At 64.5% G+C, this 16932-nt stretch carries 16 protein-coding genes; 13 read left to right on the top strand and 3 right to left on the bottom strand.

Annotated features, from left to right (window positions below):
- The first annotated feature begins 224 nt into the window (after positions 1-224).
- From mobF to KOR34_RS00510, 3 genes are all read left to right on the top strand, one after another.
- Positions 225-2882 carry a MobF family relaxase gene (gene mobF / locus KOR34_RS00520; RefSeq protein WP_146561227.1) on the top strand — a complete coding sequence of 886 codons (2658 nt, stop codon included), beginning with the start codon at positions 225-227 and terminating at the stop codon, positions 2880-2882.
- Entirely contained in the window at positions 2872-3300 is a 429-nt protein-coding gene (locus KOR34_RS00515) for a hypothetical protein (protein ID WP_146561225.1), read from the top strand. The genes mobF and KOR34_RS00515 overlap by 11 nt, the downstream gene beginning before the upstream one ends.
- Before the next feature lie 123 nt (positions 3301-3423).
- Positions 3424-4098, top strand: a complete 675-nt coding sequence (locus KOR34_RS00510; RefSeq protein ID WP_146561223.1) for a hypothetical protein — start codon at positions 3424-3426, stop codon at positions 4096-4098.
- Positions 4099-4146: 48 nt separating this feature from the next.
- Here KOR34_RS00510 and KOR34_RS00505 read toward each other — a convergent pair whose 3' ends face one another.
- Complete coding sequence (locus KOR34_RS00505; RefSeq protein WP_146561221.1) at positions 4147-5448, bottom strand: hypothetical protein; 1302 nt, start codon at positions 5446-5448, stop codon at positions 4147-4149.
- A 538-nt stretch (positions 5449-5986) separates the two neighbouring features.
- On the opposite strand from KOR34_RS00505, the gene KOR34_RS00500 reads away from it, so the two are divergent.
- The 9 genes from KOR34_RS00500 to KOR34_RS27395 all read left to right on the top strand — a co-directional run bounded on the left by KOR34_RS00500 (position 5987) and on the right by KOR34_RS27395 (position 13321).
- Positions 5987-6742 carry a hypothetical protein gene (locus KOR34_RS00500; protein WP_146561219.1) on the top strand — a complete coding sequence of 252 codons (756 nt, stop codon included), beginning with the start codon at positions 5987-5989 and terminating at the stop codon, positions 6740-6742.
- A 104-nt stretch (positions 6743-6846) separates the two neighbouring features.
- A complete protein-coding gene (locus KOR34_RS00495; RefSeq protein ID WP_146561217.1) occupies positions 6847-7263 on the top strand; it encodes a hypothetical protein in 417 nt (138 codons plus the stop codon).
- Positions 7264-7589: 326 nt separating this feature from the next.
- Entirely contained in the window at positions 7590-8432 is an 843-nt protein-coding gene (locus tag KOR34_RS00490; protein ID WP_146561215.1) for a hypothetical protein, read from the top strand.
- Between the two features lie 2 nt (positions 8433-8434).
- A complete protein-coding gene (locus KOR34_RS00485) occupies positions 8435-9088 on the top strand; it encodes a hypothetical protein (RefSeq protein WP_146561214.1) in 654 nt (217 codons plus the stop codon).
- Between the two features lie 414 nt (positions 9089-9502).
- Entirely contained in the window at positions 9503-11023 is a 1521-nt protein-coding gene (locus KOR34_RS00480) for a type IV secretory system conjugative DNA transfer family protein (protein ID WP_197531008.1), read from the top strand.
- A 111-nt stretch (positions 11024-11134) separates the two neighbouring features.
- On the top strand, positions 11135-11941 hold the full coding sequence (locus KOR34_RS00475) for a ParB/RepB/Spo0J family partition protein (RefSeq protein ID WP_146561210.1): 807 nt from the start codon (positions 11135-11137) through the stop codon (positions 11939-11941).
- 45 nt (positions 11942-11986) lie between these two features.
- Complete coding sequence (locus KOR34_RS00470) at positions 11987-12286, top strand: hypothetical protein (protein ID WP_146561208.1); 300 nt, start codon at positions 11987-11989, stop codon at positions 12284-12286.
- Positions 12287-12749: 463 nt separating this feature from the next.
- Positions 12750-12935, top strand: a complete 186-nt coding sequence (locus KOR34_RS00465; protein WP_146561206.1) for a hypothetical protein — start codon at positions 12750-12752, stop codon at positions 12933-12935.
- A 77-nt stretch (positions 12936-13012) separates the two neighbouring features.
- Positions 13013-13321, top strand: coding sequence for a DUF1580 domain-containing protein (locus KOR34_RS27395; protein WP_197531007.1), 309 nt, complete (start codon positions 13013-13015; stop codon positions 13319-13321).
- On the opposite strand, the gene KOR34_RS00455 is transcribed toward KOR34_RS27395, so the two are convergent.
- On the bottom strand, positions 13313-14416 hold the full coding sequence (locus KOR34_RS00455) for a tyrosine-type recombinase/integrase (protein ID WP_146561204.1): 1104 nt from the start codon (positions 14414-14416) through the stop codon (positions 13313-13315). The genes KOR34_RS27395 and KOR34_RS00455 overlap by 9 nt on opposite strands.
- Positions 14417-14854: 438 nt before the next feature.
- Here KOR34_RS00455 and KOR34_RS00450 point away from each other — a divergent pair, with 438 nt between their 5' ends.
- Positions 14855-15922, top strand: a complete 1068-nt coding sequence (locus tag KOR34_RS00450) for an integrase core domain-containing protein (protein ID WP_146561202.1) — start codon at positions 14855-14857, stop codon at positions 15920-15922.
- Between the two features lie 506 nt (positions 15923-16428).
- Here KOR34_RS00450 and KOR34_RS00445 read toward each other — a convergent pair.
- A complete protein-coding gene (locus KOR34_RS00445; RefSeq protein WP_146561200.1) occupies positions 16429-16911 on the bottom strand; it encodes a hypothetical protein in 483 nt (160 codons plus the stop codon).
- Between the last annotated feature and the right edge of the window lie 21 nt (positions 16912-16932).

The following is a 16932-nucleotide window of genomic DNA, read 5'->3' as shown; positions in this document are numbered from 1 at the left end:
CTCACGTCCCACGTGATCCCGACGCGGCAGCACGTCCGTCATCCACAGACCCCAGCGAGCAAGCACTTCGACAAACCATCGCAGTCGCAAGGACCGTCCGTTTTTCGTTGACAGTCGCCCCGATTCGCGCTACCCGGAAATCAATGTCGCCCGGCGCCACACCCGCCGGCCCCCGCGCGTGAGTAGACAGCGGGGATTAGCGACGGAGTCGGGAGCGAGAAGCGATGCTGAGGATCGTGCAGAACCGGTCGGCGGCCAGTGCCAAGTCGTACTACAGCCACGCCGAGTACTACGGCGAGAGCCAAGAGATGCCCGGCCGCTGGGGCGGCAAGGCCGCCAAGCTGCTCGGGCTGGAGGGGACCGTCGACCAGCCGAGCTTTGACATGCTGTGCGACAACCTGGACCCGCGGACGGGAGACCCGCTCACGGCCCGCACCAACCACGACCGCACGGTCGGCTACGACTTTAATTTTCATGTGCCCAAGGGTCTGAGCCTGGCGTACGCCTTCGGCGACGAGCGGATCGGCCGCGTCTTCGAGGAGTCGGTCGAAGCGACCATGCGGGAGATCGAGCAAGAATCCAAGACCCGCGTCCGGACCAGCGGCAAGCAGGAGGACCGCGTCACCGGCAACCTCGTCTGGGGGACCTTTGTTCACAAGACGGCCCGCCCGATCGAGGGGGAGCCCGACCCGCACCTGCACGCCCACTGTTTCGTGTTCAACGCGACATTGGACCCAGTCGAGAACCGGTTCAAGGCGGCCCAGTTCCGCGACCTGAAGCGGGACGCCGGCTACTTCGAGGCCCGATTCCACGCCCGGCTCGCCCGGCGGGTCAAGGATGAGCTCGGCTACGACCTCCGCCGTACGGGCCGGCAGTGGGACATCGCCGCCATCCCCGCCGAGCTCGCCAAGAAATTCTCCCGCCGCACGGCACAGATCGAGGACCTGGCCCAGGAGCGGGGGATCACCTCCGCCGACCAGAAGTCGGAGCTGGCCGCGGTGACGCGCGAGAGCAAGACCAAGCACCAGACAGTCGACGAGCTCCGGCAGTCGTGGCGGGCCCGGCTCACCGACGAGGAGGCGCAGCTCATCGACGCCCTGCCGTCGACGCTGCAGCCAGACGGCGGCAGCGCCGTCGACGCGGGCCCTGCGAACACGGCCGCCGCGGTGCGGCAGGCGATCCATCATTGCTTCGAACGCGACGCGGTCGTGCCGGAGCGGAAATTACTCGCGGAGGCGTTGCGCGTCGGCGTGGGGCAGATCGACGCCGACGACGTCGAGCAGGAGGCGTTCCGGCAGCACGTGCTGGCCCGCGAGATCGACGGCCGCCGGATGGCGACCACCGCCGAGGTGCTGGCCGAGGAGCAGGCGGTCATCGACTACGCCCGCCGCTGCCGCGGCGCGGTAAGGCCGCTGAACGACGCCTGGCAGGTTTCCGAAGAGAACGCGTGGCTTAGCGACGAGCAGCGGTCGGCGATCCGCCAGTTGGCCCACAGCCCCGACCGCGTGCAGCTGCTGTTGGGGGGCGCCGGCGTCGGCAAGACCACGCTCATGACCGAGGCAGTGCGGGCGATCAACGACGGCGGGCGCCAGGTGTTCACGTTCGCGCCGTCGGCCGAGGCGAGCCGGGGCGTGCTCCGCAGCGAGGGTTTCGAGACAGCGACGACCGTCGCCGAGCTGCTCCTCAATGAGAAACTCCACGACCAAGTCCGCGGCCAGGTGCTGTGGGTCGACGAGGCAGGACTGCTCGGCAGCCGGCAGCTCAAGCGGCTGTTCGACCTGGCGGACGGGCTCGACTGCCGCGTGATCCTGTCGGGCGACTGGAAGCGGCAGCACGGCAGCGTCGAGCGGGGCGGCGTGCTGCCGCTGTTGGACCGCTACGCGGGCGTCACACCGATCGAGGTCCGCACCATCCGCCGGCAAGAGGGCGCCTACAAGGCGGCGATCGCCGCCATGTCAGCTGGGGATCTGGCCAGTGGGTTCGATCAACTCGACAAGCTTGGCTGGGTTCGCGAGCTGGACCCAAAGTCGATGGACCAGCAGATCGCCGCTGACTACGCCGAACTCACGAAAGCGGGCAAGTCGGCGCTCGTTGTCTCGCCTACCCACCGCCAAGCGGCCCACGTCACCGCTGCAATCCGAGCTAGATTGCGGGAGCAGGGAGCCTTGAAGAGCGACGACCGGGAGCTGCTGAAACTGGAGCCGCTGCACCTGACCGAGGCCGAGAAGTCGGATCCTGCGTTCCTGGAGGAGGGGGCGGTCCTCGTTTTCCACCAGAACGCCCGCGGCTATCAGAAAGGCGACCGGGTCGTGGTACACGGTTCCGTGGACCCTGAGATCACCTCGCAGTCGAGCCGGTACTCGGTCTACCGGGCGAGTTCGCTGCCGGTCGCGTCCGGCGACCAGATCCGGCTCACCGCCGGCGGCCGCACCAAGGACGGCGAGCACCGGCTCAACAACGGCGCGACCTTCGAGGTCGCCGGCGTGCTGCCGAGCGGTGACCTGAAGCTCGCCAACGGCTGGATCATCGACCGCTCGTTCGGTCACTTGGCGCACGGCTACGTCACCACCAGTCACGCCAGCCAGGGCCGGACGGTCGATCACGTGCTGATCGCCGAGTCGGCCGAGTCGTTCCCTGCCGCCAGCAGCGAGCAGTTCTACGTCAGCGCCTCCCGCGGACGCCGCTCGGTCCGCATCTACACCGACGACAAGGCCGAGCTCCGCGATGTGGTGCAGGCCTCCTCCGCCAACACGACCGCTAGCGAGGTGATGTTCGGCCCCGACCCTCACTACGACCGCCACCGCAAGCAGCGCGAGGCCTCGCACACGCCGTCACTGGCGCCAGTCGTCACGCCAACCCATGAGCCGACCTATGCCCGATAGCCGCACTAGCATCGAGTCGCTCCTGGCGTCCAATGGCGAACCCCGGCAAGAAGCGGCCGCCACCGCACCAACCGGAGACCATTCCGACGTCGACTACCGCGCATTTAGCTACGGCCGAATTGGCCGCCGGGCGCAGATGATGGTCGCATTCGTGAAGGGCAGCGGCCAGACCGAGGCCTATCCGTACTCGATGCTGTCACGGCTCGCGGCCGAGAACCCCGAGCGGGGCTGTCGGCTGTGGTTCGGGCCGGTCGTCGTCACCGTGGAGGGAGAGGGCCTTGAGAAGCTCTGCCAGTACCTCCGCGAGCACCGCGTGCTGGAGGTGAACGAGGCGAGCCACGAGCAGCGGTTCGCGGCCGCAGGCGAGGGCCTGGTCACGCGGATCGACATCGCGACGGCGACAGCCACCCTCCGATGAACGCTCAGTGGGGCTCCGTGCAGAGGCGCCGTGCAGAGGCGGCGTGTCACGCCGCCAGCGGATCTCTCCTGACACAATAATGACGCCACCAAGGCGTTTGAGAACCTCAATCGGGAGAGAGCCATGCATGCAGCGACACGAGAAACAACAGAAGAAGGGGTTGTGGTTGGCCGCGACGCCAGCAGCCTCACGCTGTGCGACGCGGGCTTCGTCGGCCAGCGTGAGGGCGACCACGTGCGGTACGTGTTAGTGCTGAAAGACGGCGGCTGCCAAGACGTCTCCGCTCGGCTGACCTGCCTCGACGGTTGCCGACTGCCGTTGACGGGAACGCCGCTAACGAGCGAGCCGTTGCCCGCCATCGCTCGTAGTTCGATTGACGACACGCCAGAGCTCCGCGCCGTCGAGCACGGACTTAGGGGCGGCGACACGCGGTACTTCTCGTGGCGGATCGGCGCGCCCCCCCGCCGACGGGGCGTCCGCTACTTCGGCCTTGGGGTCGACCTCCACGAGGGCACGAGCGCGGCCGATGAGAACCCGCGTGCAGCCGGCCGGCCCTACTACTACGCCGAGCGGGTCGCCAGCAAGCTGTGCCTCGGGGCCGCACCCGCCCCGATCACCAGCGGGTTCTTCCTCACAGCGCGTCAGGCCGAGCGGCGGCTGGCAGAGCTCGCGCGGATCGGCACGGAGCACGGCGTCTTCAGCCGCACGCCGGACGAGGTCTCCTGCGACACGCTCTCGACGCTACTGCTGCGGATGTACGCCGGCTCCGATCTCCTGTTGTTGTCAGCGCGTCTCTGACCCGCGACGGTGGTGGGTGCAGCGGCACCCGCCGCCGCGAAACCAGCGTTAGTCTTGCGCCGTCGTGTCGTCGGGCAGCGGCTGGGTCTGGTAGGGGAGCGAGTTCTGCCACGCGTACTCGAATTCGCCCACCAGGTTCGCGAACGACTCCGGGGCGGTGCGGTTCGAGAGGCGGAAGTAGGACCAGTGCTCCTTGTCGCGGTAGAGGTGCAGCCCAACGTGCCCAAACGCGGCGGGCCCCTTGCTGTCGATCAGCCACAGCGAGTAGAGCGGCAGGCGCGAGTTCCAGCGGACCTCCAGGGACCCCGGGAATTCGGGGTTCGACCGGTTGGCGACCTTGTCGGCGCGGAGTCGCTGGAGCAGTTCGTCAAAGCCCTCGTGCACCGTCCTGGAGACGCTGCGGGGCTCGTCCAGGCGTTTGTGGTTGGTGTGGTCGTGGAACATTGTGTACCCCTGGTTGCCCTCACGGTAGTCGGCGATCAACAAGCGGTAATGCACGCCCCGGCGGAGACCGTCGAGCAGTAGCTCCCCCCAGCGGTGCCGGACGTTGCCGGCGTTGGTAGCGATCATGTCGAACGTCTGGGTGGCGTGCCCCATGTCGACCTTGAAGCTCGTCGTGTCGTACAGCGCATTGGTGTTGGGGATGACGCGGGCGTGCTCGTAGCTCGAGTTCTCGCCGTAAGGGTAGAACACGTGCGAATCGAGTTGCTCGGCGGCCACGGTGATGTCGCTCGACGGCGTCGGTGGCAGCGGCGCCGTCCACCGCGCGAAGGTCTGCACCGCCGTCACCACGATCAGCAGCGCGCACGCACCGAGAGCGATGTTCCGTTGAAAGCCAATGCTCCTCCAGCTAGCCGGCGGCAAGACCGGCTGGCCAGGTACTTCGATCCCAGGCGACGCGGCCGGGAGCGTCAGCGCCGTCGGGGCGACGTGGCTGCTGTCGATCCGCCGTTCGGCGGGTCGGTAGATCGGCATCTGACGCACCAGCTCGCTGAGGGCCGAGGGGTCTTCGGCCAGGTCGCCGTAGGTCTTGCCCTGCAGGGGGTTTCTGTCGCTCGGGTAGCAGGCGTGCAGCCAGGCGGCCACGACATCGACAAACTCCTTGAAATTGCTCGTCTGCTGCCCGGCTTTCGAGAGGGTGCAGAGCTCCTTGTACCGCGACTCGAAGCTGATCTCAGAGACTTCGCCTCTCTCGACGGCCTTCTTGTACCAGCCCCCAAGCACCTGCTTGTCAATCAGTTTGATGTACTCCTGCCGGAGCCGCGTCGTCCGCGTTTCTCGCCTGGCGTTCCTCGCCGCCCCGCCAACCACGCCCTTCGACGCGGTTCGCGCATCCTCACGTCCGGCCATCGCACTCGCCCAGGGGTCGTCTGAAAATCGCCTCCCATCAACCTGGTGGGGGACCGAGATGATAGCAATATCTACCGCCGCGCCAACGGCCCTCCGCAACTCCGCGTCTAAGCGGGTTTAACCGCTTCTATCAGCCGCTCCGCGCCCGCCGGCTACCGGCGGCGACTCACCCGCGAGAGCTCATCGCCGAGAGAGCTCCGGTCGCCTTCTCTGTCGCCGAACACGCGGGCGAGTCGCCAACGGCAGCAGCAGCGGATCCGCCCCTTCGCTTTGCATTGGCAGGCAGTTCGGTTGGCCGGCAACGGAGGCATTCCCATTTCCTAGCTGTCCAGTAGCGGGAGCCGTCGGGATCGCTGGGGGAACCCCTTGAAAGCGGCTGGCAAGGGCTGGGGAACGGCGAGGGAGCGGCGGGGATCCGAGGGGGAAGACCAGAAATCGTCGAAAAAAACAGCCTCCGACCCCACTGCCAGGGGGTGCCTCGCGTCGGCGTAGCATGTTGCGGATTTTTTCACCGACACGCCCCGGAGGAGGCTCATTTATGGACATCAACGCCCCCAGCCGCCAAGTCTATTTCGCTCAAACCCTGAGGCAACAACTCGCGTTGGCTGCCGCCGCTCAGCCCCCTGAGGAGACCTGCCAGAAGGCGGTCTCGGTCGGTTACTACCAGGTGTTTCATCACCGCTGCAAACCCACCGCGGGCTTGTCCGAGTGCAACTACACGCTCGCCGACGACCTGGGGGTTAGCGTGTCTCGGGCCCGGAAGTGGCGCGACGACCGCAACGCGGTCGAGCTGCTGAGCGGCCCCCCGTTCCTGAAGGTGCTGCTGCGGCGGGGCGACTGCCCGCTGCCACCTCCCCCAGGCGACGCGTTGTGCTGGGCGTCCAGCCTCCGCCGCCCGGCAGAAGTGCTCGCCAAGACGGCTCTGGGGAACGCCAGTGGCCCGGCGGGACGTTCCGCCAAGGGGATCCCGCTGCAGGCCGCCCTGATGCTCGAGGCCGTCTTCAACTCAGCCGCCTACTTCGAATGGTTCGGGCGTCGGATCGAGGAGCTGCCGGCCAACCAGCTGCTGGACGACGCCGACGCGACGATCCTGACGGCGATCGCCCGCTCGGCGAACGCCGGCATCGACGGGCTCGACCGCGAGGTCTTCGACCCGGCCCCCGAGCACGCCCCCACCGCGGCCCGACTGCTGCTCGACACTTGGACCCACTTCCCCACGCTGCTGGCCATCCGCGAGTCGCTCGGTCCGGATCATGCGCCCGCGGGTTTCCGCAGCGTCCGCGAGTGGCTGTAGCGCGATGGGCTTCCTGTCACGGCGTCTGCAACACGCCGGCGTGCCTCAGAACTGTCTTGCCGGGCCTCGCCCTGCCTTTTTCTAACCCCACGGAGATCCCAACCATGTCATTACCAATCATCAAGACGCTCGCGGCCGCCAAGAAGCACCAGCAGCTCCGCCGTCAGCGCGAGCAGCGGAGCCGCTTCGGACTCCGCCGCCAGGGGAAGCGGGGCGTCCTCGCCGAGGTTCCGATCGACCTGCCGGCCCGCGGCGTCGATCCGGCAGACGCCGTGGCTCAGGCCGAAAGTACGGAGCGTCGACGCAGCTTGTTCGAGGCGCTGCTCAACGAGCACACGACCTGCCCCGATCGCCAGCGCCGCCTGACCCGCCGCCTCCGCCACGGCGAGACCAGCCGAGCGATCGCGGCCGACGAAGGAACCCGCGAGTCGACCCTCCGCTCGCAGGTACGCCGCGCAAGGATTGCTCTCGGGATCCACGACTCGTGCCAAGAACAACCTTGCCGGGCGCGCGACAAGTAGCCGAGGACTCGAAGCCTGTCCGCTGGAAGCGATCGACCAGCGGTTCCACGAAACAGGGAGCCTGCAGGATGCAGGCCCCCGACGTGGCCCCCGGCCCGCGTCCCCATGGGACCGCACTACCCTTGGCCTCTGGGTGGTTGGACCTCGTGTCTCCGCGGCTGGGCAACGACCACCCCGCTCCGCCATCTACCGGCAGGGCGTCGCCTCCTCTCCGCCGCCGGCCGGAACTCGCCGCTGCGTTTGCAACACCCGCGCGTCGCTGGGACGTGCGGACGGTAACAGGACGCCGGCTCTTCGGCGTCCGCCAACTCCACGGGAGCAAGATCATGAATCGGTTCGGTAACAACTGGAAGCTCGTCGCGGCGGTGATGCTCACCGCCGCGACCGCGGGGGCGACGGCCCACGCGCAGCAGACGGCGGCGACGCTGCCTGCCAAGGTCGCCGCGGCGAACAAGGCGAGCGGCGCGCGACTCGAAGAGCGTTCGGCCGCGTGGCGCCGCCGCCTGGCGAGCCACGGGTCGACCGCCAACCTCACGGCGTTCGGCTCGGCGATCGCGTCGGAGCAAGAAAAACTCACGCAGGGCATGGAGCTGCTGGCCGGTCCCTCCGGCGGCCGGTCGCGGCTGGACCAACTGCTGGCCCAGCTCGTGGTCGACGACCAGGTGCTTCAGCGCGACATGCTCGCGGAGTTCCACGCGTTCCAAGAAGAGCTGATTGCGGAATCGGTGCGCCTGTACGTCGCCGCAGGCCTCGACCGCAAGTCAACCGTGAACCTATTCGCCTACTACCGCTTCAAGTACGCGCCCCCGTCAGGGGCGTTTGGACCGCTGCTCCGGAAGGCGGGCACTCTCAGCCAAGTCGACTGCCTCCGCACGGGCGTGATCTGGTACGGCAGCCACCAGCTCGCCAAGCAGCTCCTCCCGCCCGAGGACGACCACACTTGGACCGGCTTCCTGGGCCGCCTAGTCGCCGACTTCGCGATGTCCGACGCGGCGACCGAGCTGACCGACCCCGGCCGCCTCTTCGCGGAGCAGCTCGAGCCTGAGTTCAAACGCGCCGAGCGCGAACTGCTGACTGGCGACGACGGGATCCTCACCGCCCTGCGGCGCGTCACGGACTGGCACATCGCCACCCGCAACAAACAGCTGCTTCACCACCAGGGAGAGTAACCATGACCAACGCGACACTACCCATTGTAGCCTTGGCGATCGTGGCCGTTGTGGCGCCGCGACCCGCCCAGGCAAGCTGGCTGAGCGCGCTCGGCAAGGGGGTCGCCACCGCGGCCCACAAGACCGGCTCGGCCGCCGGCCGGGGGATCGCCCGGGGCGGCGCGGCCGCGGCCAAGGGCGCCGCGATCGCGTCGCGGAAGGTGCTCGACAAGCTCGGCGTGCAGGGCGCCCAGGCGATGACGAAGCTGTCGTCACGCGGCGCGCAGCAGCTGTCGGACATCGCCGGTCGGCTCGCCAAGAGCCCCCACAAGCAGGCGTGGCTGAAAACGATCGCCCAGCGGGGTGACGACGCGGTTGCGTGGCTGTGGAAGCGGAAGAGCTCCATCGCCGTTGGCGCTGGAGCCACCGCGGTGGTGCTTGCACCGGAAGAATTCATCGCGGCCACCGAGCGGCTCTCGGCGAAAGCGATGGAGGTCGCCGGCGAGCACATTGCCCGGCCGATGGCCACGGCGATCGCGGCGCCGATGGGGTCGCACGTCGCGCAGCACGCCCAGGGCTTCGCCGGCCTGCTGCTGCGTCTCGGCCTGATCGGCGGCGGCTTGGGCTACGTCTACTACCGCGTGCGGCTGCGGCCGGCGCGGAAGTCGGAGGCCTAGGCCCACGCGCCCGCTGTCTGAAATGAAGTCGCTCTCCCAGCCCCGTCTGGCGTTGCCAGGCGGGGCTGTCTCGTATCACCACATCCTACTGGAGGCATCACGATGCTTGCTCGATTCTTGGCGTTTGTGGAGGCCGTGCTGCAGCGGCTTGCTTACCTGTCCTGCTACCTTTGGTTCTTTGCGTGTGTGGCCGCTACGTGGGTTGTGTCTCCATTGCTGGGCATTTTTGCGGTCGGGCTCGCGGTTTGGAGTCTGTCGCGGGGTGGCTCCTACGGCGGTTGGACCCACGGTTCTGCCCGGTGGGCAGGATTCTCTGACCTAAGGGCCGAGGGGTGTCTATTCTCACGCCACGGCCTACCGCTCGGCAGGACGCAGGGATTGGCGCCGGGGGGCTGGCTGGCCAGCCTCCGACCGTTGCTTACTTACTCGCTGCTGCGTTCCTCCGAAGCGATGGCCGCCGCGTCACGCCGTGAAGCCGACGGCCGAGCCCTGAGGGTGAACCTGCCCGACCGGATTCCGCATGCGGCGATTTTCGGCTCCACAGGCTCCATGAAGACCACGGCTTACGCGGTCCCGGTGCTGCAGTCGTGCGCCGAAAGCATGGTCGTGCTCGATCCGAAAGGAGAGCTCGCACGCCTGACAGCTCGACTACGGATGCGTCGCTATGGTCATGACGTGCAGATTATTGACCCGTTTGGCGTCGCCAACGTCCGCGGGATTCCTACCGCACGGCTCAACCCGATTAGTCTGGTGCGAGAAGAGCCTTCGCGTTTGGTGGACGAGGCCCGCCGCCTGGCCACCGCTATTGTGGTCCGAACTGGAGAAGAAAAAGATCCATTCTGGGCGCAGATTAGCAACACGTTGGTCACCGCGACCGTAGCGTTCCTGGCCTCCGAGGCAACGCCCGAGGAGGCGACGCTGTCCCGGGCCCGCGACATCCTGTGTTCGCCCAAGCTGACCGAGCAGATGCTGGCTCACATGAGGGAAAGCGACGCGTGCAGCGGGCTGCTGCAGCGGCTGGCTGGTCAGGTGGCTCAGCTCGAGGGACAGACCAAGGCGAGCGCGTACTCCGTCGCCAATAGCCACATCGACTTCCTGGACAGCCTGCCGGTTGCCGAGACCTTGTCGGAGTCAACCTTCGATCCGAAGCAGCTCGTAAACGCCAAACAGACGATTTACTTGTGCCTGCCGGTGGATCGAGTCGCAGAGCTCAATGGCCTGCAGCGGGTGCTGCTATCGACGTTGATCAATGCCGTGTTCGCCGCCGGCGAGGACCGCCGGCGAAAAGTCCGCTTTCTATTGGACGAGGCTGCCACGCTTGGACCGCTGGACGCGTTGTATAACGCGGTGTTCTACGGGCGCTCGTTTGGGCTGCGCCTGCTGTTCCTGTTCCAAAGCAGCTCACAGGTCTCGCGGAGTTTCCCAGACTCCCAAAAAGACGACTTCTTCGCCACCGTGGGGAGCGTCTTCTGCGGCGTCAACGACCACCGCACGGCGAAGGAGGTCTCCGACTGGATCGGTCAGACCACTGTGGTTGGAACGACTCGGCAGGACAGCTTCTCGCAGGGCAAGACGGCCGGCACGGGGCTGCAGGACCAGACCCACAGCACCAACTGGGGCGACAACCGCTCGACGTCGTATAGCGAAGTGGGTCGAGCGCTGATTCAACCCGAAGAGGTGCTGCAACTGCCCAAGAACGCCGCGATCGTGCTGCTGCCGAACGTCCGCCCGATCCTGGCCGAGAAGACGCCGTACTTCGCTCGTCGCGGTCGCAGGCTCATCCGCCGAACGGGATGGGCGGTAGTCAATGCCGTCGTCGCACTGGCGACGGCCGCCGCGGTCGGCGGCGCCGTGTGGGCCGCGACGATCGGGCAGGACCACCCGATGGTGGTCGAGCTTTCCGGCAAGCTCTCCGACCTGCTGTCTCGTCGTTGATCTTGTCGGCGGGGCAAGGACGCCCCGCCGGTTCCGTGTGCCACAGTGTGATCGCGCCGCGCGTGTTGCCGGTAGGCCCATTCCATCAAGTCCCGAACGAGGATCCATTCCATGAAAGTCGCCAATATTCCCGTCGACCTGGTCGACGAGGACCCCAACCAGCCCCGCAAGCACTTCGACGAGGAAGCCATTGAGCAGCTTGGGCAGAGCCAGATCGACGACGGCGAGCAGCAGCCGATTATCGTCTTCCGCCGGGAGAGTCGATTCCGGCTCATCGACGGGTGTCGCCGGCTGCGGGCGCGCAGGTTGAAGAAGCAGGAGACGGTGCTCGCGATCGTCCACGATGAGGAGCCCGACTCAGAAACGCTCGCGGTTACGCAGCTGGTCGTCAATTCGCTGAGGAAAGACCTGACCCCGATGGAGAAGGCGGTCGCCTACAAGAACCTGAAGGACCAGTATGGCTGGTCAAACACCGAGATCGCAAAGCGGCTGCATGTCAGCAAAGGTTCGGTGACACAGGCTCTGTCGTACCTCGAACTGCCCGAGGAGGCACAAACGCGACTCAATGCTGGGGAGCTGGCAGAGAGCACCGCCTATGCGATCAGCCGCGTGGAGGATGCTGACAAACGGAGTGAACTGCTGAAGCAGGCCGCTGCTGGGCGATTGAAGCGGGACGACGCCAATGCCGTGGCCCAGGCAGCCCGGCCCAAGGGCAAGTCGCACCACCGCGCGGTGCTCCGTTTGAAGTCGGCGGACGTTGCCGTCACGTCCGACGAGCCGATCGACCAGGAATCGCTAGTCCGGATCGGCCGTGAGCTCGCCCAGGCAGGCCAGAGAGCCTCCCGCGATGGGATCGACGTCAAGACGCTGAAGCGGGTGCTGCGCGACAAGCATCGGAACGTTGCAGCGGCATCGTAGGTCCAGATCGAAACCAACAGCACATTCAAAGAACGAGGTGAGATGATGAAGCAAGTCTTGGACTTTATGAAGGGCGTCGTTGGCAGCGTTATCGGCTTCGCGGGGAACGCCATCGGCAGCGTGTTTAGCCCGGGCGGCGATTCACCCAAGATCGGCGGCACCCACGCCGAAGCAATGTTCCGCGCCGGCTTCAAGGAGCTTACCCAGATTCTGCCCGCCACAGCGGAGAGCGTTCAACCGGTCGAGGAAATCGGTCTCGCTGGCAACGCGCTGCCGCAGGAAGTCTACCAGGATCGGCACGAGGTCGAGCCGAATATCAACCAGAACCTCGAGATGCAGATGTAGGTTCCGCTGCGTCACATTGCTCACGTGCAGCCGGTCGGCGAGGGCTTCGCCGGCCGGCTGCTTCCGTTCTAGGGATTGTGCAACAGCCGAGGTGTGCCAAGCGTGGGTAGGAAGAGGACCCATCCCCCCACACAGGACCATCTTGATCATGAGTTGCCAATCCCTCTCCGGCCATCCACTCGAGCTGCTTTCACTCGCTGAAACTGCGCGATTACTGAAGCAGCCAGTTGCGGAGGTCGAGCACCTCGTGGCGAGCTGCAAGCTTCGCTCATTCAGGTTCGGAACGCACGGCGAGATTGTCCGGGTTCTGCGTCTCGACGCAGAGCGGCGGACTGGGCTCCAGCTATCTAGACCCGCTCAGAATCCTACGTCCTATCAATCTGGCTATTGCCGTCCGGGTGCAATACGCAACTTGCCGGCGATGTTACCTCGGAGACCGGTCATGTCTTTCGGAATGGGCTGTTTGCTCTGTCTGCTTTTCTACAAGTGGGGATGCTACGAGACACGCTTCCCAGGCAAGACCCGCAAGTTCGCGAAGCAGGTGTGGGCGCGAGCCAGGAGCGTGGCAACTAAATCCGATCCGCAGTCCGAGTCGGGCGCGGCGGGCAGCGTCGCGGAGGCGACCGCTAGCCGCGACGCGGCGTCGTAGCACTTCACTAGTCGCACGCTCCTTCGCGAGCGGTACGGGTTATAGCGTCGAACGAATCACTGAAGGAGAGCACCCTCGTGATCGATCTCTCGAAGGAAGAACTGCTGACGGTGAAGCAGGCGAGGCTGGAGTTTCCTAGCCGGCCGAGCGTCCCGACAATCTGGCGCTGGATGCTGAAGGGGGTTCGGGGGGTTGTGCTAGACAGCGCGTGCATCGGCGGCCGACGGTTTACCAGTCGGGAGGCGTGCAGGCGGTTCCTGAGTTCGCAATCTTCTGCTTCCGCCGCTGTCGCGACCCGAGGTAGCGAGCGGCAGCGCGCTCTGTCCGCTGCGCAGGCCACCCTCGACCAGCTCGGCGTCGCGACGAGGGAGTCGGCATCAACCTAGTTCTCTCGCGACCCTGGCGGCCAGTTGCTGGTCCCTCTCTGCGTAGACTTGGGTGACGTCAGCCGACGCGTGCCCCAGAACAGTCTGAGCGGCCTCTAGCCCGAATTCCTTGCGTATCACGGTCGCGGCCGAATGCCGGAGTCGATTTGGCGACCAAGTCTCGACCTCGGCCTTCTTTGCGGCACGACGCACGGCGCGCCCATACGAGTCCTTCGTGTAGCGATCGCCTGCAGTGCGGCGAGGATTCGGCAACTCACTCGGATTGAAGCAAAACGCTTCCGGGTCTCGCAGCAAGTACTTGGAGAGGATTGCCTGGGCCTTGGGTCCGAACCAGATCACGCGAGACTTGCCGTAGTGCTCGGTCTTGTGTCCAACTACCTGATACCGCCAAACGTCTGCTGAGCGGTCGATGTCGACTGGCCTAAGGCTGCAGATCTCGCTTGGGCGGCAGCCGACGAGTCGTTGCAGTTGAACCATGTCGGCGACGATCGACGACAAGTGCGGCAGTGTCTTCTCGACGACCTCATCGCTCACCGGTTTCACCGGGGCGTACTCAGGCGCGTCCGTGCGACCCCGTTTGAGGCCGCCGACCGCCTGCAGGGCTTGCCAGATGGTGGGTCGGACCAGCTGCTCGGCGACTCCCCATTTGAACATCCGGACGACGCGGCCGATCTGCTTGTTGACGTATTTCCGCGACCACCCCGCTTCGATCATCGACTCGCGGACGGTCTTGAGGGCCTTCGGACCAAACCGATCGATTCGTTCCAGATCGTAGTGTTGGCGGACGTGTTTGAGGGCGTCGGTGATGCACCCGTACTCTCGGGTGACAACGCCGTCCTTGCGGTAGTACTCCATGCAGTGACGGAGGTACGCAACGGCCAGCTCGCAGACCCGCACGTCGGTCTGCTCGTGCAGCGAGTCGGCCTGCTGTTGGTCGAGCCACTCGCCGACGATCTGACGGTACCGCTCTTTGCTCTCCGAGGAGCCGTAGGGCCCCAGGTAGTGGTCCTTGCCGTCGATCGTCACTCGGGCCAGACCGCGGGCCTTGTGGCGGCAGTACTTGGGGACACGCCGGCGACGTTGAGAACTCGACATACGGTGGGCTCCTTAGCTCGGCCCGGCACGTCGTCGGTTGTACCGACTTTGTACCGTTTTCTACCGAGTAATGAGCCGCACTGCCGACCGTCGACAGGTAACCTAAGTCTAGGTTCCGGCGGTAGTTAGAAAAAGTGGCGGGGGCCGGATTCGAACCGACGACCTCGAGGTTATGAGGCGACCACTTAAGAAACCAGGATTCCCGTATTCCCCGATGATTTCGCGAGTTGGGGTGAGTTAAGGGCCTATCAAACTCTATCAAGTTCTATCGTTCTTTGTCGAACCTTAGTAGTACAAGGCGCGTTTCGATAGTACACGGTAGTACGAGTTTGGACCCGCTTGCAGGTGGCAGCGAGGCGGCGAGAATGGAGGCTAATCAGGGGTTCGGAAAGTTTGTCACCCCTGTTTCCCGGAGAAACTCGCCAGGACGGTTGCTTGATGAAGGGTTGGTTCACGCCGCTGTTGTTTCTGTTGGCGCGTTCGGGCGAGGACCAGCTCAGGCGGCAGATCCTGTTTCTCAATGCCGAGCTAGAGATGACCCGGGCTCGGGTGCCACAAACCCGTGTCTTTCTCAGCAATGAAGAGCGGGAGCGTTTGTTGGAGCTGGGCGACGGCATCGGTTCAGATGTGTTGAAGCTGGTTTCGATCGTGCATCCACGAACGTACCAGCGCTGGCGTGAGCGGAGAAGCCAAGGGAAGCCTCCCGCCAAGAAGATGGGTCGCAAGGGCACTCCAGAGGACTTGCGTCAGATCGTTGTTCGACTTGCCACCCAAGCTGGCTGGGGCTACGGTCGAATTGTCGGCGAGCTGAAGAAGCTTCGCATCCAGTGCGTTGGTCGCACTACGGTCCGGACGATCCTCAAAGAAGAGGGCGTCTCGCCCAGCCCGAAGCGGGGCAGGGGGACGTGGGACGAGTTCATCAAGATCCACGCCGAGACGCTTTGGCAGGTAGATTTCTTCTCGAAGATGGTGGTCACGCCAACAGGGCTGCGGCAGGCGTATGTGCTGGTATTCTTGAACGTCCAATCAAGGCGGGTCATCTGTTCTCCCGCAACCTTCAAAGCGGATGACCGATGGATGGTCGAGCAGGCCGAATTGATGCTTGACCAAGCCAAGAAACTGGATCTGCCAGTACGCTACCTCGTTCGCGATCAGGACTTCAAATACAGCAAGCGGTTTGATCGGGTCTTCTCAGGCGCGGGCGTTGCCGTTGAGCCAACGGCCCCTCGTGCTCCGAATCAGAACGCGTTTGTGGAGCGTTGGATCCAGAGCGTCAAGTATGAATGCCTGAATCGCTTCATTGCCTTCGGCTTGAATCATCTTGATTACTTGGTTGCCGAATTCGTCGACTATTATCACGAGTTACGGCCGCATCAGCGGAAGGACAACAAGCCGCTTGTTGGGGTCTGGTCGGATACCGACGATCCTCCGAGCAGCGGAGAAGAAGTGGTCTGCCGAGAGAAGCTCGGCGGAGTCTTGAAGTGCTACGAGCGGAAAGCGGCCTGAGAAGCTGCTGAGGCAACTTGAACAGCCGGGGCGCGAGGAATGGCGACCCGACTCCATGCGCCGTTGATAGATCGGCGGCGATTCGCGACAATTAGCGTCGCGTCAAGAGCCGTTCAATGCCGTCCCCGACCGTGAATCAACGGACTGGTTCGTTGGACAACCTTGTTGAACACGACGGCTTGTGGTACTGAAGAACCCAACAGTTTCCCCCGGTGCCAAGGTTCGATTCCAACGTCTAAACGTTGCCGAGCCTTGGCGTTGCCCGCGGTGCCTTGGTTCGTTTCCAACGTCTAAACGTTGCTGCGTCTACTCGTTGCCACGGTGCCGAGTATTCGCTTAGACGTTGCCCCCGGTGCCAAGGTTCGGCTGCAACGTCTAACCGTTGCCAAGGTTCGATTGGGACTTTGGTGGGGTGGTACCGAGCCATAAGAGAGCGAACGTTCTTGTGGCTTGACGGCTTGCCAAAAACACCCTGAACAAGCCTAAACTATGTTTGAACAAGACGATCACATCTTGGAACGGCGTCGCAAGAAAAACAATTCCGTTTCATCAAGCTTGCCTGACACATTCTCGTAGGGTACTTGCACTGCCGTCTCAATATTTTCGATCTTTTTTTCCCAGTAGTCAACCACGTCTTCGGCTGACATTGATTCTTTGGGACTTGGCAACGAACAACTAAGGGTTGGCGAGCCATCTTTCCCGACGAAAATAACCTTTGCCAAAATCAAGGCTGAATAGCTTGGTGCTTGACGTGCAGCAGTCTCCTCCAGTAACAGCTCTACTAACTTTTTTGATCCACGAGAATCCAACTGAATGCATGTAGGTTGGGGTTTGTAGAAAACTACATACGCTTCGCTGGCGTTTTCGCCATAGTGCTGCAAACGAAGATCATCGCGAATGTAAAGCCACGTTATTGCGAGAATCACAGCAGCACATGCTGAGAAAAGCAAAGCATTGCGGCTCTTCCGAGAAAATAATCTGCCAGCCATGACCACCCTAGTTGTCCGCTG

Source organism: Posidoniimonas corsicana (assembly GCF_007859765.1).
Classification (GTDB): domain Bacteria; phylum Planctomycetota; class Planctomycetia; order Pirellulales; family Lacipirellulaceae; genus Posidoniimonas; species Posidoniimonas corsicana.
The sequence above is the reverse complement of the archived record's forward strand: the minus strand, read 5'-3'. Positions and strand labels throughout refer to the sequence as shown.

Excerpts from the sequence above, each read along its gene's own strand:
- mobF (WP_146561227.1), top strand. The coding sequence starts at position 225 with ATGCTGAGGATCGTGCAGAACCGGTCGGCGGCCAGTGCCAAGTCGTAC.
- KOR34_RS00515 (WP_146561225.1), top strand. The coding sequence starts at position 2,872 with ATGCCCGATAGCCGCACTAGCATCGAGTCGCTCCTGGCGTCCAATGGC.
- KOR34_RS00510 (WP_146561223.1), top strand. The coding sequence starts at position 3,424 with ATGCATGCAGCGACACGAGAAACAACAGAAGAAGGGGTTGTGGTTGGC.
- KOR34_RS00505 (WP_146561221.1), bottom strand. The coding sequence starts at position 5,448 with ATGGCCGGACGTGAGGATGCGCGAACCGCGTCGAAGGGCGTGGTTGGC.
- KOR34_RS00500 (WP_146561219.1), top strand. The coding sequence starts at position 5,987 with ATGGACATCAACGCCCCCAGCCGCCAAGTCTATTTCGCTCAAACCCTG.
- KOR34_RS00495 (WP_146561217.1), top strand. The coding sequence starts at position 6,847 with ATGTCATTACCAATCATCAAGACGCTCGCGGCCGCCAAGAAGCACCAG.
- KOR34_RS00490 (WP_146561215.1), top strand. The coding sequence starts at position 7,590 with ATGAATCGGTTCGGTAACAACTGGAAGCTCGTCGCGGCGGTGATGCTC.
- KOR34_RS00485 (WP_146561214.1), top strand. The coding sequence starts at position 8,435 with ATGACCAACGCGACACTACCCATTGTAGCCTTGGCGATCGTGGCCGTT.
- KOR34_RS00475 (WP_146561210.1), top strand. The coding sequence starts at position 11,135 with ATGAAAGTCGCCAATATTCCCGTCGACCTGGTCGACGAGGACCCCAAC.
- KOR34_RS00470 (WP_146561208.1), top strand. The coding sequence starts at position 11,987 with ATGAAGCAAGTCTTGGACTTTATGAAGGGCGTCGTTGGCAGCGTTATC.
- KOR34_RS00455 (WP_146561204.1), bottom strand. The coding sequence starts at position 14,416 with ATGTCGAGTTCTCAACGTCGCCGGCGTGTCCCCAAGTACTGCCGCCAC.
- KOR34_RS00450 (WP_146561202.1), top strand. The coding sequence starts at position 14,855 with ATGAAGGGTTGGTTCACGCCGCTGTTGTTTCTGTTGGCGCGTTCGGGC.
- KOR34_RS00445 (WP_146561200.1), bottom strand. The coding sequence starts at position 16,911 with ATGGCTGGCAGATTATTTTCTCGGAAGAGCCGCAATGCTTTGCTTTTC.